Origin of the sequence: Halorussus salinisoli (genome assembly GCA_005239435.1) — an archaeon.
GTDB lineage: Archaea > Halobacteriota > Halobacteria > Halobacteriales > Haladaptataceae > Halorussus > Halorussus salinisoli.
This window is the reverse complement of sequence record SZNP01000008.1, coordinates 140,724-164,012: the sequence shown is the minus strand read 5'-3', so window position 1 is coordinate 164,012 and position 23,289 is coordinate 140,724. Positions and strand designations below refer to the sequence as shown.

The following is a 23,289-nucleotide window of genomic DNA, read 5'->3' as shown; positions in this document are numbered from 1 at the left end:
ATGTCGGAACGAATCGACTCCACGGACGCGCGAGCCCAGACCAGCATCGACTTCGTGGTCGGGATGAGCGTCTTCCTGCTGACGGTGGCGTTCGTCGTCGCGTTCCTCCCCGGCGTGTTCGAGCCGTTCACCGACGGCGGCGAGGGCGAGGTGCTGGCGAGCGACCGGACGGCGACCCTGCTCTCCGAGCAGTTGCTCGCCGAACCGGCGAAGCCGGGCGCGTTGAACGCCACCTGTACCGCCGAGTTCTTCTCGGAGACCGACGACGGAACGATAGACGCCTGTCGGTTCGACGCCGACGCGTCGAACCTCGAATCCGCGCTCGGAGTCGGCCCGACGACGGCGGTCAACGTCACCATCGAGGAGAACGGAACCGTTCGCTCTACCCGCGGCGTCACCCTCGAAGCGGGGCCGACGCCGCCGGAGTCCGAGAGCGTGGTCGTCTCCCGCCGAGTCGTCCTCCTCGGCGGTGAAGAGAGCGACCTCTACGTGAGGGTGTGGTAGCGTGAGCGACGACAGTTCTCGCGGACAGGTTCACACGCTGGAGGCGTTCACGGCCGCCCTGCTGGTGGTCTCGGGCGTTCTGTTCGCGCTTCAGACCACCGCGGTGACGCCGCTGACCGCCAGTACGTCGAACCAGCACATCGAGAACCAACACCGGACCGCGGCCGCCGACCTGCTGGCGACCGCGGCCGAGAACCGAACGCTCCGGCCAGCAGTTACGTTCTGGGACCCCGCGGAGGGTTCGTTCGACGACGCGACGGGACGGGGGTTCTACGCGAACGGCGGGCCGCCCAACGCCTTCGGGAGCGCGCTGAACCAGACGTTCGGGAACCTCTCGTCTACCGGGCGGCGCATCGCGTACAACGTCTACGTCCGGTATCGAACGCCCGGGAACTCGACCCGGCGACAGACCATGGTGTACATGGGGTCGCCGAGCGACAACGCCGCGGCGGCGACCCGAACCGTCGCGCTGTACGACGACACGCCACTGTCGGCCGGGGATGGAAACGTCTCGTCGGCGAACTTCTACGCGCCCGACGCCGCGCAGAACGCGTCGCTGTACAACGTCATGGAGGTGCGAATCGTCGTATGGCAGATGTGAGACCCGACCGCGGACGACCCGCAGGAGACGACCGCGGGCGGTCCGCAGACGACGGACGACGCGACCGCGGCCAGCTCATCCTCGTGACTGGGCTCGCCATCGCGGTGATGCTGGTCGCACTGGTACTGCTGTTGAACACGGTCATCTACACCCAGAACCTCGCTACTCGGGGTGCGGAAGTCGACGACACCGCGGCCATCACGTACCAACAGGAGGTCGTCGATAGCGTCGGCGGTGTCGTGGACGCCGAGAACCGGGAGGGGTACGACGACCGCTCGAAGGTCGAAGAGAACGTCACCGCGGCCATCGACCGACTCGACGGCCTGAGCGCGCGCTATCACGCCGAAGAGGGTACCGTCGCGCGGGTCGAGACCGACACGCTCGCGCTGACCGAGGGGACCCTCCTCTACCAGACCAACGCCTCGCGCAACTTCACGAGCGACGGGGAGTCGGACGACTGGGAACTCGCCGAAGACGTGACGAACGCGCGGCACGTCCGGTTCACCGTCTCGGGCGAGAACCTCTCGGACGGCAGGCCCGGGTCGTTCCACGTTCGACTAGTCGGCGACGACGGGACGAACTGGCGGGTCTACCTCTACAACGACACCGACGACGACGTCGCCGTCGCGGTCCAGAACGGAACCGACACCCCCGAACTCGCGTGTACGACCAGCGGACCTGAGGCGACCGTGGATCTCACGCGAGGAACGCTGAACGGGTCGGCGTGTCCGAAACTCGTCTGGGCGACCGACCTCGACTCACCCTACCGAGTCGAGTTCCAGAACGCCGACGAGGCCATCGGCACCTACGAACTGACCGCCGACGAGTCGGGTGGCGCGACCGACGTGGAGACCGGGAACTTCGCCGGAGCGAACGCCGAGGAGTCACCGCGAGCTGTCCCGGCCGTCTACGCCGCCGAGTTCGACCTTCACTTCGAGACGCCGGACCTCACGTTCCACACGACGGTTCGAGTCGCGCGAGGTGAGCCAGAATGACGCGAAGACGATTCGGAAGCGACGAGCGCGGCGTCTCGGTCACGGTCAACTACGCGCTCAACCTCGTCGTGGCGACCCTGCTCATCGGCGGCGTGCTGACCGCGACCGGTGGGATGGTTGACGACCGCCGGGAGTCGGCGGTCCGGACCGAACTGTCGGTCGTCGGCGAGCGAATCGCCACCGACCTGATGGCCGCCGATAGACTGGCCGACGCCGGGCAGGGCGACGAGACGGTAGTCGTCTCGGTGGCGGCCCCGGAGCGAGTCGGAGGTACGCGCTACGACGTGCGGATAGACGCCACGGACTCGGACTCGACCGTCGTCCTCCAATCGAACACGCCCGAGGTGACGGTCCGTGTCGGGTTCCACAACATCACCGCGGTCGAATCGGCCACGGTCCGTGGCGGCGACCTCCGAATCGAGTTGAACACCGCGCCGACGCCCGACCGACTGGAGGTGACGAGCGCGTGACGGGTGACGAACGCGTGACGGGCGGCCAGCGCACGGCGGGGAGCAAACGCCTGCTGGACCGTCGCGGAGTCAGCGAGACTATCGGTTTCGTGTTCGTGTTCGCGCTCGTGACGGCCTCGGTCGGCGTGGTCTACACCACCGGCATCGGCGGACTGGACGACGCTCGCGAGGACGAGCAACTCACCAACGCGGTCCGGGCGTTCGACGTGCTGGCCGACAACGTTGAGGACGTGACCAGCGAGGGCGCGCCGAGCAGAGCGACCGAACTCAAACTCTCGGGCGCGTCTCTCGGGTTCGCCGACCCGGTGGAAATCGTGGTGCAGGTCAACGACACCGACAGCGACGCTAACCTGACCTACGCGCGGACCACCCGGCCGCTGGTCTACGACGCTCCGTCCGGACAGGTGGTGTACTCGGTAGGTGCGACGTTCCGAGTGGACGACGGGAACGCCGCGATGCGTAACGAACCCGGACTAATCGTGGACGACCGCCAGTCGGTCGTCCCGCTGGTCGTCACCTACCCCAGGACCGATTCGGGCGGCGTCGGCGGGAGTTCCACGGTGCTGGTGGTCGCCTACCGCCAGTCCGTGGGTCTCGGCGGCCAGTTCGATACTGGCCCCGACGCCGCAGACGAGGCCCGAGTCAACGTCACGGTGAACTCGCCGCGCGCGGCGGCGTGGGGCCGCTACTTCGAGTCGAAGGGGTTGACGCCTCCGGACTCGGACCCGTCGGCGGCCGACCCGAGCGACGGCACAGTGACCTACCAGTTCTACACCGACAGATTGCTCCTGCCGGAGTCGCTCGTGGAGTTCCAGTTCTCGGGTTGAGTCGCTTTCCGTTCTGGTACTCTCGCTATCGGTCGTCTTTATGTCGGAAGGCGCTAACGGTCGTTTTCCACTTCGGCGCGCGCTGGCGTCATCGCACCGTCGGCGAAGTTGCTCGGACGACGCGGGTTGTCTTCCGGTGGCTGGGGGTTGCAGTGAGGTGAGGACCGCAAACGGTTGGGGAGGCGTGAGGCGCACAGTCGCGGTGCGGTTGCTGTGCGATTGGCTCGAGCCTGTAGCTAGCTACCTCGGGGGTTCCTACCGTCTGCGATGCGATATTGACGGTTGTGCGTGGAAGCGACGGAAATAGAGCGTAGCTAGCTACTCCTTGAACCAAGAGTACCGCACCACGACAGCCACCTCCCTCACTTCGTTCGGTCGTCCTTCTCACAGTTGGCGGACCCTCGTGGTCCGCCAACCCGGGCCGAATTGGAACGGTGACTTCGGCTTTCGCCGACCGCCCCCACAATTACATCTACACGGGAAACATTCCCATATATTTTTTAGAACCTCACGTATAATTTCTTAACAACCAGACGGTTGTGTGAGAGGACTTCAGACGCTCGTGATGTTCACGCGGGCGACGCTGACGTGGAGGTACGTGAGGCGCGGGACGTTGTTCGCCGCGCCGACGACGGGGTCTACCGATTTGAGGGCTTGGTCGAAGTGAATCGACCCGCCCGATTGCAGGAGCGTGTTGCCGCCGCCGACGACGCCGCCGTAGAGTTCCGACTGGGAGTGGATCGTAATCGATCCCGAATTGGTGTCGGTGCCCGGTGCGTAGATAAGGCCGACGAACTCGGCGTGATTGTCGAGTTCCACGTCGAGACCCGGCCCGGCGTAGACCCGTAGTGATGGCGAGACGTGGGTGCTCGTGTCCCCGACGGACGAGTCCGAGAGGTGGAACTTCGACCCGCTGGTGTAGATTTTCACCATCCCGGCCTCGGGGTCGGCCAGTTCGACGTTCACGCTATCCCAGACGATGTCGTCGTCCACGACGAGCGTGACGTCCCCGCCGGTGTTGTCGAATCGCAGCGTCTGCGACGAGTCGAGGTCGTCGTTCGAGACGTAGTAAGCGCCCGTGGGGAGCGTGAGCGTCGATTCCGAGTCGTTCCACGTGTCCGTACTCTCGTTGATGGCCGTCACCCCGCCGTTCTGGTTGTTCGAGGGGTCGCTGTACGTCGCCACTTTCCCCGTCACCATGTCGCCGATAGGACTGATGTCCGGGGCCGTGCCGTTGTTGGCTTGCCATCCGTCGACCGCGCTACAGTCGCTTCCCGGCGCGCCACCGTTGCAGTTGACCGTCCCACCGTAGGAGAGGTTACCGTGGATGGTGACGCCGCCGCCGAAGTTCACGGTGCCGCCGCCGGTCTGGAGGTCGCCGTAGATTTCGGCACCGCCGGACAGTTCCACGCTCCCCTTCGTAACGATGGTCCCCTCGTCGGAGGCCCCTCTCCCGCCGTATCCACCGTCGGAGGAATTGTAGCTGTCAGTGAACGACGACCCGCCAGCGCCCTTGATGGTCATCTGGTCGGGCGTGGTTCCGGCCAGCGCGTTGGTGACGTTTCTTGTCCGAGTGGGGACGACCAGCGTGATGGTGACGCGGTCGCGGGAGTGGTCGTACGTGACCGACCCGCCGGTTCGTTGCTCGAAGAACCGACCCCACGCCTCGTAGTAGTCGCTCCGGACAGTGACGTTCACCTCGCCGTTCGTGAGCGGGTTCCGGAAGTCGGGGTTGCTCTTCTTGGGGAACTTCGCTTCGGTCCCGCCGTCGCCGGTCACTCGGACCCGGCCATCGAGCGACTTGCTCCCATTGACCGTGACGAGCGGTAGCGTGAGCGTCGTCCCTCGGTAGTGGACCTCCGGCGGCGACACCATCGTACTCCCGTTGGCGGTTCGCTTCCAGACGCCGCCGCCCTGATACGCGATTCTGGTGTCTTCGTTCTGGTACGAAATTTCGCCGAGGGTCTGGTTCATCACGACGTGTTCGGTCGTGCCGTCGGTCCGATTGACGACCCGGACTCGCATCCACCCGGTCCGATTCTCGGCGGTGGCGCTATCGACGCCGAGCGAGACGCTCTGGGTGGGCGACGACCCGATACCGACCAGACTCGCCTTCGAGTCGAGTTGGGTCATAGCGTGTTCGGCGCTGTCGATTTCGGACGACTGCTTCGAGTCGTTCAACGCCGACGATCCGAACGCCACGATGAGCCCGGTTCCCGTAATGGTGATAGCGAGCAGGAGAACGACGCCCAACACTTCCGACTGACCACGTGCGCGATTCGACTGGTGGCACCAGCCCCCACTTTGCCCCGAGCTCGGACTCCGCCAACCGGTCATATCTGCCTCATCGAACTATGGGGTTATAAACCAAGCCGCCACTTATCAGGAAAAATTCACTGGTGCTCTGACGGGTAGTTAGGAGTCGAGTCCCAATAGGCCCCGTCGTCTCGAATTCTTTACCATCGGAAAACCTATGTGCGACCCTCCCCGATAGGACATAGCAACTAAATGAGCATGTCGAGATACAACATCGACCCTGTGGAGATCGAATCTGAGTCGGAAAACGGTGACACCATCTCTACCTACATCTTCGACGTCAGTGACCACATGCTCGCCGGGGAGGTCTGTACCGGCCTCGCGCTCGCGCTCGCTGAAGTACTCGAACGAGACCCCGCACGGATAACGCCGCTAAGTTCAGTGGTAGACTGCGACGCGCTCCAACTCCTGTTCCACACGCGACGGTACGGCGACTTGCGCGACGAGGTGTCGGTGTCGTTCCCCTACGACGTGTACGAGGTCACGGTGCATTCGAGCGGCCGAGTCGTCGTTCAGGGGTAGCGAAGCGTCGGGAACCTCAGGGTGGGATTCCTGACGGTTCGGGGGGATTTCCTCGGGTTCTGCGACCGGCCGCGACGATAGGGTCACGTGGCCAGTCCACGCCGGAGCGAACGAGAGCGCGACCGCCAACAGTGATGTGTTCGGACCGCGTACCTCCGACAGATGCGGGAGCTTTTGGGTCCGACGTACCGTAATCTCGCCGCGCTCGCCGTCGTCGTGGCGCTACTCGGTGGCGCGTACTTCCTCGTCCCGCACCCGCTGGTGCAGTACGGCGCGTGGCTAGTCGCGTTCGCGGTGTGGATGGCGTGGTTCGTCGCCGTCGCGCGCGAGTGGATCTCGAAGGCCGACTTCTGACTCGAAGACCGACTGCTGACTGCGAGACGCTGTGAACCGGAGGGTTACCGAGAGAGGAGTTGACACTCACGATGAAATCCTTTAAAAGGGTGCGACACGTATTTAGGTTGTGAGTGAAGATTCTGGGCGACGGAACCTCCGCATGCCCGACGACACGGAACAGTTCGCTATCGTGACCGAGATGCTCGGCAAGAACCGCGTGCGCCTCCGCTGTAACGACGGCGAAGAGCGCATGGGTCGAATTCCGGGCCGAATGCGAAAGCGAATCTGGATTCGACGCGACGACATCGTGCTGTGCGAACCGTGGGACTGGCAGGACGAGAAGGCCGACATCGAGTGGCGCTACGACGGGTCCGCGCAGGACCAGCTTCGACGCGAAGGTCACATCAACGTCTAACGCGATTTCTGCGGCTTCGCATTTTCAGTAATCGAGCCGAGCGTCCGTCGGGAAAAGCACGTATCGTCAAAATGTCCTTCGTCGCGGTTACCACACGCGCTTTGAGGCTCAGTTACGAAGAACCTGAACGCCGGGCTGCCAGAGGAGATGGCAAGCGATAGGCTGGACATGAGTTCCGAGGTGCTTCGAGAACACTATAACGCGCAGATTGAGGAAAACAAGAGTTACAGCGTAGGTTCCTCAGCAACCTCTGAGACTTCAGTACAAACCTTCCGAAGGTTCTCTAGTTTTTCAGTACGGGGGTTATCTGCTTTGTCCACTAGATCGTCTACACTCATATCTCTCGGATTCTTTAATCCGGGCGGTGTTTGCCTGCCTGAAGTGGACTCGAAAGTATAGTAGAGTTCTACTCGGGCCGCGTCGTCTTTCTCATACAAGTCAGAGTTCTCATCGCGAAGTACGGCCAATTCGTCTTGTATTAGTGACAGAAATTCTCCCTCCTCTAAGTGGAGAGGAGGGTCTGACTCGGGAATCGTCAGACTTGGTCCATCAGGTTCAACTGTCGCATGAACTCTAAGGTACAGTGCCGGTCCGGGGCCGAAATTCCTCAGGCCGAAATCATAGCTATCGGAATCTGTAGAACTTTGAAAATCACGTCTGACCACGGGCGAATTCGTCCATACACCCTCTGAATCTCGCATACGATTGAACGCAATAAAGGCGTAGACAGCGGTGAAAATCGCTACTGCCGCAGAGAGTGGTGCTTGAAGGTAGACAAGCAGTCCTACTACCAAGACAGAACCAACTACGAAAATTTTGTTATAGATGTCGAAGAAAGCACGGACTTCCTCTACAATTTCTTCATACGATGGCATCTTCTATAGAGCAAGTGGTATGGGATTCAAATTAAACCTCCCCTTGGAAAGAAGTGTTTGTGTCCGATGAGATCGCGGGTCATTGAGAGGAATGATTAGTGTTACACCAACAAACTCTATTCACGGGACCGATGATCGGCGCGGGTACGACCGTCTCAAAGGATGCAAATGCCCTCGGACGCGCTTACCGCTTTCAGGTAGCAACTGGACTTGGCAAGGCCGAGGCTCGAAGAGTTAAGACTTCGCCGTGTGCCCATCTGGACTCACTGGATTTCTGAAAGAACAGCCATGGACTCGTCGGGATTTGAACCCGAGGCCTTCCCCGTGCCAGGGGGATGATCTACCGCTGATCTACGAGCCCTCGAACGCATTTCTTCGTTGGCCGGGGGTACTGATAAACCTCTCGGAATCCGACTACCATCGGGTCGGAGTGGCGTACCATCGGTCGATTGGGTGACCGTCTCGGAGTCCGACTATTGCAGAGGTAGCTCCAGAGTACAATGCTTAAATACCTACGCCCGATTTATATCGAGTACGGGAACAGCACAGCCGCAAATCTGACTCGCCACTCCGAGACGCTCTGCGTCTCGCTATTTCAGTGGCTCGGGATTGCGGACGTGCGCCGCGTCAGACCGACGCATTTGCACGCGACGCCTCTCTGCGTCAGCGACAAGCGGCCTGTGCAGTTCCAATCCGATAACAATGGCACGAATGCACACCCGCCGCCGCGGCTCGTCCGACTCGGACAAGCCCGTGGCAGACGAACCGCCGGAGTGGAGCGACGTAGACGAAGACGCTATCGAAGAGCGCGTGGTCGAACTGGCCGACCAGGGTCACACCCCGAGCCAGATCGGCCTGAAGCTGCGCGACGAGGGCGTGAAGGGCACGCCGGTTCCCGACGTGAAGCTGGCGACCGGCAAGAAGGTCACCGAGATTCTCGAAGAGAACGACGCCGACGGCGACCTGCCGGAAGACCTTCGCAACCTGCTGAAGCGGGCCGTCCGCCTGCGCGAGCACATGGACCAGAACCCGCAGGACGCCCAGAACAAGCGCGCCCTCCAGAACACCCAGTCGAAGGTTCGCCGCCTCGTGGACTACTACCGTGGCGACGAACTCGACGAAGACTTCAAGTACTCCTACGAAAACGCCAAGGAACTCCTCGAAGAGTAAATGTCCACCTCGGGTCGAACTGACGACGGGCCAGCCGATTCCGCCAGCGACGTGGCCGCCAGCCTCCGCGAGGCCGACTTCGTTCGAGTCCTCGCGCGGGCCGACGGCGACTGCCTCGCTGGCGCTGGCTTGCTCGCACGCGCGCTCGCCGACTCCGGCGTCCCCTATCAGATTCGAATCGGACGCTTCGGCGAGACGCTGGCTCCGCCGGAGAGCGACGAGTCGGCCGACGAGGACGGCGACCGCGACACCACGGTCGGCGTCGGCCTCGATTCCACGGCGGACGCCTCCGTCACGGGCGAGGCGACTCCCGCGAGCGTGACCGCGTTCGACGCGGCACAGGAACTCGGAGCGTCGCCCGACCCCGTGCTGGCGCTCGCGGGCGTCGTCGCCGCTGGCCGTCCGGCGGGCGCGGGCGAGAGCGCCCACGTCCTCGAACAGGCCCGCGACGCGGGTCTCGGCCGCCGAAACGGCGTCGGCGTTCCGACCGACGACCTCGCGGACGGTCTCGCGCACTCGACGCTCGCGCACGCGGAGTACTCCGGAGACACCGAAGCCGTGCAGGCCACGCTGGCCGAGCTCGGTCTCCCCGCCGAACTCGGCGGGGAGGACCACCGCACGGTGGCCTCCGAGTTCGCGCTGGCGGTCACCGGCGCGGACGCCGCGACCGACCGCGCCGCCGAAACCGTCGAGCGCGCGCTCCGACCCCACGCGATTCCGGGCGACGGAGCCGACGCGAATGCGCCCTTCGCCACAGTCGAGGGGTACGCCGACGTGCTGGAAGCCGTCGCGCGCGAGCGACCGGGCACGGGCGTCGCGCTGGCGCTCGGCCACGACGCGCGCGCCGACGCGCTCGACGCGTGGCGCGACCACGCCGCGCGTGCACACGAGGTCCTCCGCGAGGGGACGACGGGCCGGTACGACGGCCTGTTCGCGCTTCGGACCGACGAAGCCCCCGTCGAGACGGTTGCCCGTCTCCTGCGTGACTTCCGGTCGCCCGAACCCGTCGCGGTCGTCGTCTCCGAGGAGGAGGCGGCCGCGGCCGCAGTCGAGGCGTCGGGCGTCGGCGCGACGATGGACGAGGCCGCGCAGGCAGTCGGCGGGTCGGGCGGCGGCACGCCCGGCCGAGGCTACGCGAAGTTCGACCCCGAGACGGACGCCAAGGAGTTTCTCGCCGCGTTCAGGGAGGCCCGACCGTGACCGGTCGCCAGTCGCTCCCCGACGAGTCGGCCAGTCGCTCGGCGACGATTCGGACGCAGGTCGAAGACGCCGCGATTCTGGCGGCGTCGGTTCGACCCGACAACACGCCCGAAATCGACACGCGAGTCGAGCGCGATGCCCACGGCAACGAGAGGGTCGTCACGACCGTCGAACGCGAGACGACCGGCGGTCTCCGGACCACGATGGACGACTACGTCGTGAATCTCGCGGTGGCGCAGGACGTCGTACAGGCAGGCAAACGACACGCGAACGCAGACGACACAACCCAATCATGAGCGAACGATCAGTATCCAAGCAGAAGCAGGAAAAACGGTGGTACACCATCCACGCTCCCCAGCAGTTCGACCGTCAGGAGCTCGGTGGCACCCCCGCAGACGAACCGGACAAGGTCCTCGGCCGCAACGTCGAGACCACGCTAGGCGAACTGAAAGGCGACGCCAGCGAGAACAACACCAAGCTCACGTTCAAGATCAACGACGTGGGTAGCGACTCGGCCTACACCGAGTTCATCAAGCACGAACTCACCCGCGACTACCTGCGGAGCCTCGTGCGCCGCGGTGCCTCGAAGATCCAGGCGTACATCACGGTCCTGACGACCGACGACTACCGCGTCCAGATTCAGCCCGTCGCGTTCACGACCAAGGACGCCGACGCGAGCCAGGAGCAGGCCATCCGCCGGACGATGATCGACCTCGTCGAGGAAGCCGCCGAGGACCGGACCTTCGAGGACCTCATCGACAGCGTGGTCGAAGGTCGACTCTCCTCTGCTATCTACGGCGAGGCCAAGACCATCTACCCGCTCCGCCGCGTCGAGATTCAGAAGGCGACGCTGGAAGCCCGTCCCGAAGAGGTCGCTGCCGAGGAGGAGACCTCCGTGGACGTGGACGAAGAAGAAGTCGAAGTCTAATCGCGGACTTCCGAGTTCGACTCGATTTTTCTATTTCCCTCGCTCTCGGAGTCCTTACTCCGTCACGACGATTTTCCCGACCATCCCGCTCGGTTCGTGGGGGATGCAGAAGTAGTGGTACTCGCCCGGAATCTCGAAGGTTCGCTCGTAGTTTTCGCCCGCGTTGATTCGCCCCTCGAAGTCGCCCATCCAGCCGTCGCGGGCGGCCTGCTCGGATTCGAAGCCGCCCGAGGCGAAAAAGTCGGCCTCGTCGGGAATCTGGTCCTCGTATGCCGTGACGGTGTGGCGGCGGTTGCCGGTGTTCCGCCAGACGACCGTCTCGCCCGCTTGGACTTCGAACTCGGCGGGGCGGAAGAACGCCGACCCCATGCCGATGTCGTAGTCGGTTTCGTCGGCGCTCGCGCTTCCCCCGCGGAGGGCGCTACAGCCGGCGAGGCTCAGCGACGCGACGCCCGCGGCCCCGGCGAGGAACGTTCGGCGGTCCATGGCCGATTCTCGGGACCCGAGCGATTTAGGTCATGCGGAAGCCGACTCCCGGGGAGATCATCTGTCTATCGAGCGAGAGTCGGCTGGATATAAAGACGTATCAACGGCCGTCGCACACCCGACACGTATGGAACCGCGGTTCGTCGATCGGTTGGGCGTCGCCGACGCGGTGACGGTCGCCAACGCCGCAGTCGGCTTTCTCGCGGCCGCAGTCGCCACCATCGACACGGGACTGGCCGCCCAGTTGGTGTTGCTCGCGTCGGTCGCCGACGGACTCGACGGCGTGGTCGCCCGGAAACTGGGGAGCACCTCGGCGGGCGAGTATCTGGACTCGCTGGCCGACGTGGCCTCGTTCGGGGTCGCGCCAGCCATGCTGGTGTTCGTCGTCGCGCGCCAGCGGTGGGGCCTCGCCGACCCCTCGATGATGGCAGTCGCCGCCTTCTGCGTGCCAGCGATTTTCGTGGCGATGGCGGTCGTCAGACTCGGACTCTACACCGCCTACGACGTGGGGAACGGACACACCGAGGGCGTGCCGAGTACGCTCGCGGCGACGATTCTCGCGGCCGCCGTGCTCGCGGGCGTCGAAGACGCCGCGGTCCTGCTCGCGGCCGCGGCCGTCTTCGCCTACTTGATGGTGACTCGCGTGACCTACCCCGACCTCTTCGCACGGGACGCGCTGGCGATGGGCGGCGTGCAGGCGCTTGCTATTCTCGCGCCCGCGGCGTTCGGGCGGGTCTTCCCCCTCCTTCTGCTCGTGGCCGCGCTGGCGTACCTCCTGCTCGGCCCGCGATACTACTGGCGCGACGCCGAGTGCGACCTCGACGGACGAGAGGTGGGCGCGCGCGAGGTGGAAGGGAAACGCTCTTGAGGTGTACGCACCGACTTTTGACCATATGAGTCCGGTAAGCCTTGCGGGGTGGGACGAATGAGCGACGAAGGCGACGAGACGGAAACCGAGACCGAGGAGGCCGAAGCCGAGGAGGCCGAAACCGAGGAAACGGCGGTCGAGGAGACGCTCTCCGAGGAAGAGATAGAGGCGGAACTGGACGCGGCCGAGGAGGAACTCGACGACGCCGAGACCGAAGCTGACCTCGACGAGGTGGAGGCTCACCTCGACGAAATCGAGGGTCACGTCGAAGCCGCCGACCTCCCCGAGCCCGAAGACGACGACGAGGAGAGTCCCCGCGAGCAGTTCGAGGACCGCCTCTCGGACCTCCGGAGCGACCTCGAAGCGGCCCGCGGCCCCTACGCAGAGGACGTCGTGGAGGACGTGACCGACGCCGGGACCACCGTCGAAGAGACCGAGTGGACCGACACCGGCCGAGAGGAACTGGCCGACGTGGTCGACGCGTTCGTGACCGACGTCGAGGAGATTCTCGACACCAGCGTCGGGGTGACGGTCTCGCCCGAAATCGACGACCTCACGTCCGCGCTCGAAGAGACCGCGGTCGTCATCGGCGAGGCAGGACTCGACCCCGACGACGACGCCGAGACCATCGCCGAACTGGAGGACGCGGCCGCAGAGCTACAGACGGGCGTCGAAGACGCCGAAGAGTGGGACGACCTCGAAACCCGCGAGCAGTTGCAGGTACAGGGCTTCTACGACGTGCTCGACCACCGCAAGGACTACCCGCCCGAGTGGCACGCGCTGAAGGTCTGGGAGAAGCGCGGCCGCGCCGACATGGTATTGCTCGGACTGGACAACTTCCAGTCGAACTTCATGGAGGAACACTGCCTGGAGGCGCTCGAACGCATGGGCCACCCCGACTCGCTCGACGCGATGAAAGAGCGCGCCCAGCGTCGGGACAAGCCAGCCATCCGCACTATCGGGAAAATCGGCGACGAGGACGGACTCGACGCAGTTCTCGACTACGTGGATTCGGACCCCGGTCTCGCCAAGCCCGCGCTGAAGGCCGTCGGCGAAATCGGTAGCGAAGAGGCGACCCAGGACGTGGCCGACCAACTCGCGGCCGACGACGCTTCGGTCCGGAGTCAGGCCGCCCGGGCGCTCGGTCTCATCGGCGACACGCGAGCCATCGACCCGCTCACGGACCTGCTCGAAGACGACGAAGCCGACGAGGTCCGGGCCAGCGCGGCGTGGGCGCTCAACCAAATCGGCACCGAGCGCGCGCTCGAAGCGGTCCGGCCCCACGCCGACGACCGGGCGTATCTCGTTCAGGCCGAAGCCGAAAAAGCCGTCGAGAGCGGTCCCGAAACCCCGGCGTAAGCGGCGATTACTCCGTTTCCAGTATTACGACGACCAAGAAGCGGTCGTTTCAGTACGACATTACCGATTCGATTCCCGAATTACCCACACCATAACAAAGCCACAGCTTTTCCTCGTAATACGTACGCGAAATATGGCGTACGAAACGCAAACGGTCGGGCTCTGTCCGAACTGCGGCGAATCGATCACTCGCGACTACCTCCTCATCGAGTACGAGTCCGACGGCCGCCCCGCTCGCTTCGCGGAGTGTCCCGACTGTCGGGACGTGGTTCACCCGTCAGCCGAGTAACACGGCGAGGAACTGTACCGCGAACGATACGATGAGGAGAAACGCTCCGATGCGGCCGATCCACGTGTGTTCGGTCACTTCCATCGGGGAGATATCTACGCTGTAGTCGTTGTACTCCTCGCTGTACTCGACGTAACTCGGCAGTTGGAAGAACTCGAAGAAGACCAACGCAGCGCCGAGCGCGCCGACCGCGTTTCCCGAGAGTTCCAGTGCCAGCACCAGGTCCACCATAGTCACACCGCCGAACCTATCGAGCAAAAAGCCACCGGTCCCCGAGGGTTTAAGTCCGAAAGCGGGACCAACCCTGCTCGTGTCGCACTCGACGACTACCCCCGGACTCTCCGCGTCCGCCGTCGCGCCGGTACTCGTCGCCGCCGTTCTACTCGCGGTCGTCGCGCCAGCGACCGTTCCGGCGGCGGTCGCAGCGAACGCGACGGCCAACGACGCCGCGTCTACGTCGGACGCGCCCGAAATCGTCGCCCTCTACCCGAACCCCGTGGTCGACGGCGACGCCGGGGAGTTCGTCGTCCTCCGGGTTCCCACACCGACGAACCTCTCGAACTGGTCGCTCGCCGACGGTGAATCGACGGTGTCGCTACCGAACGCGACCGTCTCGGGCCGAGTCGCGCTCTCGACCGACCCCCGAGTCGCCCGGAATCTGACCGACGTTCGCGTCCTCGCGCTCTCGGGCGACCTCTCACTGGCGAACGCCGGCGAGACGGTTCGCTTGGTCGGGAGCAACGCTACCGCGAGTACGGTCGAGACCGGTGTAAACGCCACCGTCACCGCGAGCGTGACCTACGAGAACGCTCCGGAAGGCGAACGCTTGCATCGCGTCCAGGCGACCGGTCGGCGGCCCGGACGCGATGCAAACGGCTCCGGGAGCGATGTAAACGGTCCCGGGCGCGAGTCAGACTGGCGGTGGACCCCGCTCGGTGCGACCGACTTCGAAGTCGCCCGGACCGGTCCTACCGAGGTCCGCGCGTTCGTCCTTCCGGACGCGCACGCGGTCCCTCTCGAAACCCTCCGGCGGGCCGAGAGTCGCGTTCTGCTCGCGGGTTACACGTTCGCCTCGGTGCGAGTCGCCGACGCGCTCGCGGCCGCGGCCCGCCGCGGCGTCGAAGTCCGAGTTCTCGTCGACGGCGCGCCGGTCGGTGGGCTTCCCCGCCGGGAAGCCAAACTCCTCGACTCGCTGGTCGCCCGCGGTGTCGAGGTCCGGGTCCTCGGCGGGGAGCGCGCCCGGTACGACTTCCACCACGCGAAGTACGCCGTCGCCGACGACCGGGCGCTCGTGCTGACCGAGAACTGGAAGCCGTCGGGAACGGGCGGCCACTCGAACCGCGGATGGGGCGCAGTCGTCCGGAACGAGACGGCCGTGAATCGCCTCGCCGAACTCTTCGAAGCCGACGCCGGGTGGCGCGGCGCGACGGCGTGGTCCGAGTTTCGGCACGGCCGGAGTTTCGACCCCGCGGACGATGCGCCGGCGAACGACTCGTACCCCTCCGAGGTCGCGTCGAGAAATGTAAACGTTTCTTCGAGCAGTCTTCTGATTGCCCCCGACAACGCAGAGGATGCTCTACTATCGGTGCTCGACTCCGCCGACGAGTCGATTCGAGTCCAGCAGGTCGCCATCGGCGGACGGCGGACCGGTCTCCTGCGCGCGACCCTCCGGGCCGCGCGCCGCGGCGTCGAGGTCGAAATTCTGCTGAGCAGCGCGTGGTACGTCGAGGAGGACAACCGGAAACTGGTCGAGTGGTTGAACGACCGGGCGGAGTCGGAAGGACTCGCGCTCGAAGCCCGAATGGCGAACCCCCGCGGACGCTACGAGAAGATTCACGCGAAGGGCGTGGTCGTGGACGACGAGACCGCGGTGGTCGGGAGCCTCAACTGGAACAACCACTCTGCACGCGAGAATCGGGAGGTCGTAGTCGTATTACGCGGCGAGGAGGTGGGCGGGTATTACGCCGAGGCGTTCGATAGCGATTGGGACGCGAGCGCGGGCGGTCCGGGCGGCGGTCGGGTTCCGGTCGGTCTACTCGTGGCCGTCGCCGTCGGGGCAGTCGTCGCAATCCTGTACGCAAAACGGGAGGTGGCGTTCGAGAACTGAACGAACTGGCTCAGTCGTTCTGTTCGTGACCGACGGTCGTACTCTGCAACGCCTCGTCTATCTCGGCGTCGGCCATCTTCTCGACCAGCGCGTCCAGCACTTCCTCGCGCATGCCGGGGACGAACTTGATGGACCCGACGACGAGGTGGCCGCCGCCCGAGACGCCGCCGCCGACGACCTCCTCGTTGAGTTCCGATACCATCTCGGGGATGTCGAGACGCACGCCATCGCTTCGGAGGACCGCGAAGTCCGGGCCGTAGCCGATGGTGATTACGGGTTCGCCGGTCTGCTGGACCTTCCGGTCGTGGATTTCGCCCGTGGTCTTGCCCGGTGCGGGGTACGTGAACCGATGGGCGTGGTTCTCTACGTCGATGCGGTAGAGGTTGGCGTCGCTGTCGAGGCGCTCGTGTTCGACGTGGGGCATGGCCGCGTCGAGTTGGTCCTCGACCTCCGACTCGGCGGTCTCGGCGAGGAAGTTCACGAGTTCGCGGTGGCGCTCGTCGCCGTCCTGGTTGCCCACGTTCAGCACGTCGTTGATGAGGTTGCGTCCCGCGTCGTACTTCAGCCAGTGGGCCTCGTAGTCGAGGGCCTCGCCGATGGACCGGAGGAACGACTCCTCGTATCCCTCGGACTCGGCGAGTTCGACGTAGTCGGTCATGGCGTCGGCCTTCGACCGGTCACAGAGACCCGCGACCGCGGGGACGTGGCGGAGTTCCTCGGTGATGTCGGGCCATATCATCCGCGCCAACTCGACGCACATCATCCCGGTCGTGATGCGGTAGTCCTCGTCGTAGAGGTACGGATTGACGTGAGCGTCGACGTAGGGTTCGACCGCCTCCGGGTCGGGATGGTGGTGGTCCACGACCACGACGGGGATGTCGTAGTGCGCGAGGTTCTTGTACGCGGGCACGTCCTCGGCGGTACTCCCGTTGTCGAGCATCAGCAGTAGCGGGAGTTTCTGGCCGTGGCGGGCCTGGTCCTCGAGCGCGAAGTTGAGGTCGCGGGTCACGTCCTCCATCTCGTAGAACGGGGCCTTGCTCGGCAGGCGCTTGAACAGGTGGCGCTTGGCCTCGGGGTCCTGGTGAGTCTCCTGGATGAACCGCTCCAGCGCGTACTGGACCGGAATCGAGGCGCACATCCCGTCGCCGTCGGCGTGGTGGCGCACGCGAATCGGCCGACTTTCGAGGACGGTCCGACGGAGTTGCTTGGCGACCTCCTGCAGGTCGGGGAACATCTGCGTCAGGGCGGGCCACTCCACGAGCGGTTCGACCTCGTGGGGTTCGGCGCGCTCCTCGAGTGCCGTGGCGAGGCGTTCGCGCACGTTCTCGGCGTCGCCGTCGGTCAGCACGTCGAGCGAATCGACTTCGACTTGCAGGGCGTTGTCGCGCTCGTCGACCTGCCCGGTGACGCGAATCACGTCGTCGATTTCGACCTCGGGGTAGGCGCGGACGCCCGCCTCCTCGAAGGCCGCGCAGGGGATGACGCCCGTCTCGTCGCTCACGTGGAAGATGGTCGGGCCGCCGGTCTGCTTGATCTGGACGACTTCGCCTTCGAGGTGGACGGTCTCGCCCACCGCGTCCGAGAGTTCGCCAGCGTCGGCGATGTCGTAGTCGTGACCGACCTCGACGGTCTCGTAGTCCTCGATTTCGGCCGGTTCGAAACTCAGGTCGCCGTTCTCCCGAATCTCGGTCAGTTTTACCACGAGGTCGTCGTCGACTTCGTAGCTTCCGTCGTAGTTCGACTCGTGAGCGAGTCCGGAGACCGAGTCCGAGAGATCCACGAACACCCCGTAGTCGACCACGCCGTTGACCGTGGCGTGGTAGTAGTTGCCCTCTTCGACGTCTTCGAGGGTACAGTCCGGGTCGAGGTCGTAGACTACGGCCTCGCCGGAGTCATCAGTAGATGTCATTCTTGTCCGTGGATTCGGTTCGGCCGCTTTTAACTCATGCGATGCCGATTCTTCGTCTTCGAAGAATCGTTCGAGAGAGCGGTTCTCTCCCGTAACTGCGCGAATCGAGGATTCACGAGGTCGGCGGGAGAGAAACTCCCGCTCGATATCGAAAGTCGACTATTTTCGGACCACAACGCAGGGAGTGAAGCGATTCGTAGACGTCAACGAACCACAGAAAGTGGGATACTCGCGAGTCGACTGGGAAGCCCCTGCCGCAACGAAGCGAGCCGTTAGGCGAGCACAGTAGGCCGGGGTAGTTCACGGGTTTGCAACTGGTTCGTATCGGCGGGGCCGCCACAGACCGTCACCCGAGTTACTGCTCTGCTCGCCAGTCCGCACGCAGTAGTCCGTAGCAGTGCATGTCGTGATACTCCCCACGGAACCAGGATGCCTCTCGGAGCGTCCCCTCGCGTTCGAATCCGAGCGATTCCAGCAGACCTATCGAGGCGTCGTTGAAACTGCCGACCTGCACGCTCAACCGCCTGATATTTCGGTCCTCGAAGGCGTACTCGACCATCGTTTCCGCGGCGTCGGACCCGTACCCCTGCCCGTGACGTTCGGGCGCGAACCAGTAGGCGAGTTCTGCGTCCCGCGAGCGGGACGTTTCGTTCGGCCCGTACTGAGACCCGGTCAGCGTGACGACGCCCAATGGCTCGCCGTCGTCGCACGCCAGACAGTGTACGCCGTCCTCACCCGAGAGGACGCTCTCGAAGAACTCCTCGCACTGCCCGTAGTTGGTCGGGTCGATGTCGAGTGCGGGCCGCCACACGCGAGCGTCGTTCATGCACCGCTGGATGAACTCGATGTCCTCGGTTTCCGGCGGTCGAAGCGTCACCTCGTCGCCCTCCAGAAAGACGGGTCCTGGCATACCGACCGATACAGAAGTAGACAACTTATGTATTCTTGAAACACGGGAACGAGTCGCATCTGAACTCCGCCCGACCGCGCAGGCCCGTTCCGACGAGGCGACGAGCTCCGGTGAGAGCCTCTCGGAAACTGCCGATTTCCGTAGCCGTCGCCGCGGGCGCCGAACGAGACTCCGCTGAGCGGTTCGCAACCTTTAGAACGCGCCCGCCCGGAGATTTCACCATGCGGTTGTTCCGGTCGAGCGAAATTCTCGGTATCGCCGAGGACGCCCTCCAGTTCGCACTCGCGGCCTCGGAGGACGCCCACCCGCACGAGTACATGGGCTTCCTCCGCGGCGAGGACGCCCGCTCTCTGGGACTCGAACGCGACGGAACGGTCATCACCGACGTGTTGGTCATCCCCGGCACCGAGTCGAACAGCGTGAGCGCCACGGTCAAGACCAGCCAGATTCCCAACGACTTCAACTCGGTCGGGTCGGTCCACTCCCACCCGAACGGTGTTCTGAAGCCGAGCAAGGAGGACCTGGCCACCTTCGGCAGGGGGAAGGTCCACGTCATCATCGGCTACCCATACGACGACGAGGACTGGCAGGCGTTCGACCGGGAGGGAGTGCCTCGGGAGTTGGACGTCCTCGACGTGTCGCTCCCGGAGGGTGAATCGTTCTTCGACTTCACGCAGGCAGACATCGACGCCGAATTAGACTACGACTTCGACGAGGACACAGAATGACGCACGTCATCGCACAGGGAACCTTCGACCTTCTCCACCCCGGACACGTCCACTACCTCCGAGACGCGAAAGCGATGGGCGACCGACTCACGGTCATCGTCGCTCGGAGGGAGAACGTCACGCACAAGGAACCGCCGATTCTGCCGAACCGCCAGCGCCGGGACGTGGTCGCCGCCGTCGACGCGGTGGACGACGCCCGGGTGGGCCACCCCGAGGACATCTTCGCGCCCATCGAGGAACTGGAACCGGACGTCATCGCGCTCGGTCACGACCAGCATCACGACGAGGCCGCCATCGAGGACGAACTCGCCCGGCGCGCCATCGACTGCGAGGTCCGGCGAGCGAGTCCACGCGAACCCGAATACGCCGGCGAACTGCTCTCTACGGGTCGGATTATCGACCGGATTCTGGAAGAACGCAGGTAGAAGAACGGCTTCAGTTCTACGGATTTACAGCGAGTCCCAGGCCTTCAGCGCCCTCGGCAGCGAACTCACGTCGGCAATCCAGCGCGCGGCGGTGGCCTTCTTGAGGAACCTCGCGGGGTAGGAGTTGAACGTCCGAATCGGAATCATGTCGACGTCGTGGGCGACTGCGGTCTCGCCGACCGAGACCAGCGTCCCCTTGTCGTCGTAGGTCCACGTCTTCAGCGGTTGGTCGTTGATGGCGCGAGCGATGTTCTGACCGGCGACCTCTGCGGCCTGCCACGCGGCCTGTGCGGTCGGCGGCGCGGGGTCGTCGCCCTGGTCGACGATGGCCGAGTCGCCGATTGCGAAGACGTGTTCGTCGCTGGTCTGGAAGTCCGACTCGCAGGTGACGCGGTTGTGTTCGTTGTCGAGGTTACAGTCGTCGAGTGCGTCCTGCCCGGTGATGCCGCCGGTCCAGACGAACACGTCGTAGTCGAGGGGGTCGCCCTCGTCGAACTCGATGGCGTCCTCGGTGGCCTCGGTGATCGGGTCGTCGGTTAGGATTTCCACGTCGGCCTCTTCGAGGTGCCGTCGGACCGTCCCCTGAAGTTCGGAGTCCTGTCCGGGCATGATCTCTTCGAGGGCCTCCACGAGGTAGATGTCGATGGGCGCGCGGTGTTCGTCGCGGAACTCCGCGACCTCGCCCGCGCTCTGGATTCCCGACAGGCCGGCACCGCCGATGACGACCTGTGCCGGGTCGTTGCGCGAGGCCTGGGAGGCGGCCTGCTTGACCTGCTCGTGAATCTCGCGGGCGTCGTCGAGTCCCTTGAGCGTCAGCGCGTTCTCCTCCATGCCGGGGATGCCGTAGTAGGCGGTCTGGCTCCCGAGCGCGACCAGCAGGTAGTCGTAGTCGACCGGTTCGTCACCGTCGAGTTCGACGGTCTGGTCGTCGGTATCGACGGCCTCGACTCGCGCCTGCACGAAGTCGGTGCTCGGCGAGGCGATGTCGCCGACCGGAATCGTGATGTCGTCCTCGACGCTCGGGTCGCGGATGACTCGGTGGGCCTCGTGAAGAACGAGGTGGTAGTTGTGCTCCGAAATCCACGTCAACTCGGCGTCCGCGTGCTCTAACTCGTCTTCCAGTCGCTGAACCGCGCCTGCACCGGCGTAACCCGCGCCGAGCACGACGACCTTCTCAGTCATATCGGAACCTCCGGAGTCCTTGGATACAAAGGCTTTGAAAGCGACGGACGGGCGAGTGAGACTCTCTATCACGGTTCGTGACGGAGGTCGAACACTATCGAGCCGAGCGAAGGAATCTCGATTTCGGGACGTACCGGGACTACGGACGGGTCCCGAGACAGCGCCGGCAGAAAGAGCGAGAGCTAGTGTTCGGGGTCCTCGGCGGGGGCTTCCATCGACTCGAGTTTCAGGATGAGGATGTTGTTGGTGTCGTCTTTCCCGTCTACCGTCCCTTCGACGACGAGTTTCGATAGCGGCGTGGGTCCGACGCGAATCGCGTCGCCCTCGTGGAAGTCGCGGACCGACCCGCGGACGTGAATCTCGGCGCGGCAGAGTTCGGGATGGTGAACGCTGGCGAGATCGATCTCCTCGACGTTCGCTTCCTCGACTTCTTCCCCCTCGTGAAACAGCGGGACGTGGGCCTCCTGGTCCATGTCCTGCACGCCGAGGGCGTCGAAGGCGTTGGCGGTCGGCTTGTACCCACCTTTCGGGCCGGGGACGCCTTCGACCAGTTGCAGGGCCTTCAGGCTCTGCATCTGGTTCCGAATCGTTCCGGGGTTGCGGTCGACTTCCTCGGCGATGTCCTCCCCCTTGACTGCGTCTTCGGTCTCCCGATGGAGGTCTACGAGCGCGCGAAGAATCTTTTCCTGACTGGCGGTCAGTTCGATTGTAGACATTGCTCAATCTTTGGCAATAGATTGCCTTAAATGCGACGAACCGGACGGAAGCGCGAATTGAATCCACGGTTCGGTCCGGGCACAGTTAACGGTCTCGCATCCGAGCGATGGAACGACAGCGATTTGACGGTGGCGGGGATGGTTTCGACCATGCAAGGAAAGCGCGTGCTGGTAACCGGTGGTGCAGGCTTCATCGGGTCGAATCTGGCGAACCACCTCGCCGAAGACAACGACGTCGTCGCGGTGGACGACCTGTATCTCGGCACGCCCGAGAACTTGGACGATTCGGTCGAGTTCCACGACGTGAGCGTCGTCGAAGACGACCTGCCGACCGAAGACGTGGACGTACTCTTCCACCTCGCGGCGCTGTCCTCGTACCCGATGCACGAGGAGGACCCGGCCAAGGGCGCACGAGTCAACGTCGAGGGCTTCGTCAACACGGTCGAGCAGGTCCGCGAAGACGGGTGTGACACCGTGGTCTACGCCTCCACTTCCTCGATTTACGGCGACCGAACCGAACCCTCGCCCGAGGACATGGACGTGACGGCTCGAACCGGCTACGAGGCCTCGAAGCTGGCCCGCGAACGCTACGGCGAGTACTTCGCGTACCACTACGACATGAATATGGCCGGGATGCGATTCTTCAGCGTCTACGAGGGCTTCGGCGGAGCGGAGGAGCACAAAGACGAGTACGCCAACCTCATCGCCCAGTTCGCCGACGACCTCGCCAACGGAGACGCGCCGGTCATCTACGGCGACGGCACCCAGACGCGCGACTTCACCCACGTCTCGGACGTCGCCCGCGGACTCGAACTCGCGGCCGACCACGAACTCACCGGCATCTACAACCTCGGAACGGGCGAATCCTACAGCCTCAACACGCTGGTCGAGCGCCTGAACGACGAACTCGGCACCGACATCGAACCCGAGTACGTCGAGAACCCCATCCCGGAGAAGGTCTACGTCCACGACACGATGGCCGACTCCACGAAGATGCGCGAGGAAACCGGCTGGGAACCCCAGATCAGCTTCGAGGAAGGACTGAAGCGGGTCTGCTCGCACTACGAGTAGCCTCGCGTCCGGTCTCGAACTCGCGACTCTCGCGCCGTCCGAAAATCAGGCCTTCTTTACACCGGGCTTTCGAAGCGTCT

The 23,289-nt window shown here is 64.4% G+C and carries 27 protein-coding genes and 1 tRNA gene; 19 read left to right on the top strand and 9 right to left on the bottom strand.

What is annotated here, in order from left to right; genetic code table 11:
- From E2484_RS20905 to E2484_RS20885, 5 genes are read left to right on the top strand one after another with little or no spacing between them, the layout of a single operon-like run.
- Positions 1–504 carry a DUF7287 family protein gene (locus E2484_RS20905; protein WP_137287130.1) on the top strand — a complete coding sequence of 168 codons (504 nt, stop codon included), beginning with the start codon at positions 1–3 and terminating at the stop codon, positions 502–504.
- Position 505: 1 nt separating this feature from the next.
- On the top strand, positions 506–1,105 hold the full coding sequence (locus E2484_RS20900; protein ID WP_137287129.1) for a DUF7288 family protein: 600 nt from the start codon (positions 506–508) through the stop codon (positions 1,103–1,105).
- Positions 1,093–2,100, top strand: a complete 1,008-nt coding sequence (locus E2484_RS20895) for a DUF7261 family protein (protein ID WP_137287128.1) — start codon at positions 1,093–1,095, stop codon at positions 2,098–2,100. Before E2484_RS20900 ends, E2484_RS20895 begins: the two co-directional genes overlap by 13 nt.
- Positions 2,097–2,570, top strand: coding sequence for a DUF7266 family protein (locus tag E2484_RS20890; RefSeq protein ID WP_137287127.1), 474 nt, complete (start codon positions 2,097–2,099; stop codon positions 2,568–2,570). The genes E2484_RS20895 and E2484_RS20890 overlap by 4 nt, the downstream gene beginning before the upstream one ends.
- A complete protein-coding gene (locus E2484_RS20885; RefSeq protein WP_137287126.1) occupies positions 2,567–3,397 on the top strand; it encodes a DUF7289 family protein in 831 nt (276 codons plus the stop codon). The genes E2484_RS20890 and E2484_RS20885 overlap by 4 nt, the downstream gene beginning before the upstream one ends.
- A gap of 552 nt (positions 3,398–3,949) precedes the next feature.
- On the opposite strand, the gene E2484_RS20880 is transcribed toward E2484_RS20885, so the two are convergent.
- Entirely contained in the window at positions 3,950–5,734 is a 1,785-nt protein-coding gene (locus E2484_RS20880) for a DUF7289 family protein (protein ID WP_137287125.1), read from the bottom strand.
- A 171-nt stretch (positions 5,735–5,905) separates the two neighbouring features.
- On the opposite strand from E2484_RS20880, the gene E2484_RS20875 reads away from it, so the two are divergent.
- The 3 genes from E2484_RS20875 (at position 5,906) to eif1A (ending at position 6,986) form a co-directional block, all read left to right on the top strand.
- Positions 5,906–6,235 carry a HalOD1 output domain-containing protein gene (locus tag E2484_RS20875; RefSeq protein WP_321112857.1) on the top strand — a complete coding sequence of 110 codons (330 nt, stop codon included), beginning with the start codon at positions 5,906–5,908 and terminating at the stop codon, positions 6,233–6,235.
- Between the two features lie 162 nt (positions 6,236–6,397).
- A complete protein-coding gene (locus E2484_RS20870) occupies positions 6,398–6,589 on the top strand; it encodes a hypothetical protein (protein WP_137287124.1) in 192 nt (63 codons plus the stop codon).
- Positions 6,590–6,698: 109 nt separating this feature from the next.
- On the top strand, positions 6,699–6,986 hold the full coding sequence (eif1A, locus tag E2484_RS20865; RefSeq protein ID WP_137287123.1) for a translation initiation factor eIF-1A: 288 nt from the start codon (positions 6,699–6,701) through the stop codon (positions 6,984–6,986).
- Positions 6,987–7,210: 224 nt separating this feature from the next.
- On the opposite strand, the gene E2484_RS20860 is transcribed toward eif1A, so the two are convergent.
- Both E2484_RS20860 and E2484_RS20855 read right to left on the bottom strand, forming a co-directional pair.
- Positions 7,211–7,861 (bottom strand): hypothetical protein, encoded by a 651-nt coding sequence (locus tag E2484_RS20860; protein WP_137287122.1) that lies wholly within the window; start codon positions 7,859–7,861, stop codon positions 7,211–7,213.
- Positions 7,862–8,150: 289 nt separating this feature from the next.
- Positions 8,151–8,222 (bottom strand) — tRNA-Ala (locus E2484_RS20855).
- Positions 8,223–8,563: 341 nt separating this feature from the next.
- On the opposite strand from E2484_RS20855, the gene E2484_RS20850 reads away from it, so the two are divergent.
- Genes E2484_RS20850 through E2484_RS20835 form a run of 4 tightly spaced genes read left to right on the top strand, consistent with a single transcriptional unit; the run spans position 8,564 to position 11,159 of the window.
- The gene (locus tag E2484_RS20850) at positions 8,564–9,031 is read left to right on the top strand and encodes a 30S ribosomal protein S15 (protein ID WP_137287121.1); all 468 of its coding nucleotides are present in this window, start codon (positions 8,564–8,566) and stop codon (positions 9,029–9,031) included.
- The gene (locus E2484_RS20845) at positions 9,032–10,231 is read left to right on the top strand and encodes an exonuclease RecJ (RefSeq protein ID WP_137287120.1); all 1,200 of its coding nucleotides are present in this window, start codon (positions 9,032–9,034) and stop codon (positions 10,229–10,231) included.
- Positions 10,228–10,527 carry a KEOPS complex subunit Pcc1 gene (locus E2484_RS20840; protein WP_137287119.1) on the top strand — a complete coding sequence of 100 codons (300 nt, stop codon included), beginning with the start codon at positions 10,228–10,230 and terminating at the stop codon, positions 10,525–10,527. Before E2484_RS20845 ends, E2484_RS20840 begins: the two co-directional genes overlap by 4 nt.
- Positions 10,524–11,159: a 30S ribosomal protein S3ae gene (locus E2484_RS20835; RefSeq protein ID WP_137287118.1), complete on the top strand. Its 636-nt coding sequence runs from the start codon at positions 10,524–10,526 to the stop codon at positions 11,157–11,159. The genes E2484_RS20840 and E2484_RS20835 overlap by 4 nt, the downstream gene beginning before the upstream one ends.
- A gap of 54 nt (positions 11,160–11,213) precedes the next feature.
- Here the strand turns inward: E2484_RS20835 and E2484_RS20830 are convergent, their stop codons facing one another.
- Positions 11,214–11,645: a plastocyanin/azurin family copper-binding protein gene (locus E2484_RS20830; protein ID WP_137287117.1), complete on the bottom strand. Its 432-nt coding sequence runs from the start codon at positions 11,643–11,645 to the stop codon at positions 11,214–11,216.
- A 127-nt stretch (positions 11,646–11,772) separates the two neighbouring features.
- Here E2484_RS20830 and E2484_RS20825 point away from each other — a divergent pair, with 127 nt between their 5' ends.
- The 3 genes from E2484_RS20825 (at position 11,773) to E2484_RS25275 (ending at position 14,161) form a co-directional block, all read left to right on the top strand.
- Positions 11,773–12,513: a protein sorting system archaetidylserine synthase gene (locus E2484_RS20825; protein WP_137287116.1), complete on the top strand. Its 741-nt coding sequence runs from the start codon at positions 11,773–11,775 to the stop codon at positions 12,511–12,513.
- Between the two features lie 57 nt (positions 12,514–12,570).
- Entirely contained in the window at positions 12,571–13,872 is a 1,302-nt protein-coding gene (locus E2484_RS20820) for a HEAT repeat domain-containing protein (RefSeq protein ID WP_137287115.1), read from the top strand.
- Between the two features lie 133 nt (positions 13,873–14,005).
- On the top strand, positions 14,006–14,161 hold the full coding sequence (locus tag E2484_RS25275; protein ID WP_170977447.1) for a DUF7837 family putative zinc-binding protein: 156 nt from the start codon (positions 14,006–14,008) through the stop codon (positions 14,159–14,161).
- Here E2484_RS25275 and E2484_RS20815 read toward each other — a convergent pair.
- Complete coding sequence (locus E2484_RS20815) at positions 14,150–14,392, bottom strand: hypothetical protein (protein WP_137287114.1); 243 nt, start codon at positions 14,390–14,392, stop codon at positions 14,150–14,152. The genes E2484_RS25275 and E2484_RS20815 overlap by 12 nt on opposite strands.
- Before the next feature lie 79 nt (positions 14,393–14,471).
- On the opposite strand from E2484_RS20815, the gene E2484_RS20810 reads away from it, so the two are divergent.
- The gene (locus E2484_RS20810) at positions 14,472–16,268 is read left to right on the top strand and encodes a phospholipase D-like domain-containing protein (RefSeq protein ID WP_137287113.1); all 1,797 of its coding nucleotides are present in this window, start codon (positions 14,472–14,474) and stop codon (positions 16,266–16,268) included.
- A 10-nt stretch (positions 16,269–16,278) separates the two neighbouring features.
- On the opposite strand, the gene E2484_RS20805 is transcribed toward E2484_RS20810, so the two are convergent.
- Together E2484_RS20805 and E2484_RS20800 are read right to left on the bottom strand one after the other, a co-directional pair.
- On the bottom strand, positions 16,279–18,177 hold the full coding sequence (locus tag E2484_RS20805; RefSeq protein ID WP_137287112.1) for a DHH family phosphoesterase: 1,899 nt from the start codon (positions 18,175–18,177) through the stop codon (positions 16,279–16,281).
- Positions 18,178–18,532: 355 nt separating this feature from the next.
- On the bottom strand, positions 18,533–19,087 hold the full coding sequence (locus E2484_RS20800) for a GNAT family N-acetyltransferase (protein ID WP_137287111.1): 555 nt from the start codon (positions 19,085–19,087) through the stop codon (positions 18,533–18,535).
- Between the two features lie 221 nt (positions 19,088–19,308).
- Between E2484_RS20800 and E2484_RS20795 the strand changes: the two genes are divergently transcribed.
- Positions 19,309–19,815 carry a Mov34/MPN/PAD-1 family protein gene (locus E2484_RS20795; RefSeq protein WP_137287110.1) on the top strand — a complete coding sequence of 169 codons (507 nt, stop codon included), beginning with the start codon at positions 19,309–19,311 and terminating at the stop codon, positions 19,813–19,815.
- A complete protein-coding gene (locus E2484_RS20790; protein WP_137287109.1) occupies positions 19,812–20,240 on the top strand; it encodes an adenylyltransferase/cytidyltransferase family protein in 429 nt (142 codons plus the stop codon). The genes E2484_RS20795 and E2484_RS20790 overlap by 4 nt, the downstream gene beginning before the upstream one ends.
- A 24-nt stretch (positions 20,241–20,264) precedes the next feature.
- On the opposite strand, the gene E2484_RS20785 is transcribed toward E2484_RS20790, so the two are convergent.
- Both E2484_RS20785 and E2484_RS20780 read right to left on the bottom strand, forming a co-directional pair.
- Entirely contained in the window at positions 20,265–21,422 is a 1,158-nt protein-coding gene (locus E2484_RS20785; protein ID WP_137287108.1) for an NAD(P)/FAD-dependent oxidoreductase, read from the bottom strand.
- 182 nt (positions 21,423–21,604) lie between these two features.
- Positions 21,605–22,138, bottom strand: a complete 534-nt coding sequence (locus tag E2484_RS20780; RefSeq protein WP_137287107.1) for an Rrf2 family transcriptional regulator — start codon at positions 22,136–22,138, stop codon at positions 21,605–21,607.
- 150 nt (positions 22,139–22,288) lie between these two features.
- Here E2484_RS20780 and E2484_RS20775 point away from each other — a divergent pair, with 150 nt between their 5' ends.
- Complete coding sequence (locus tag E2484_RS20775; RefSeq protein WP_137287106.1) at positions 22,289–23,209, top strand: NAD-dependent epimerase/dehydratase family protein; 921 nt, start codon at positions 22,289–22,291, stop codon at positions 23,207–23,209.
- Positions 23,210–23,289: the final 80 nt, after the last annotated feature.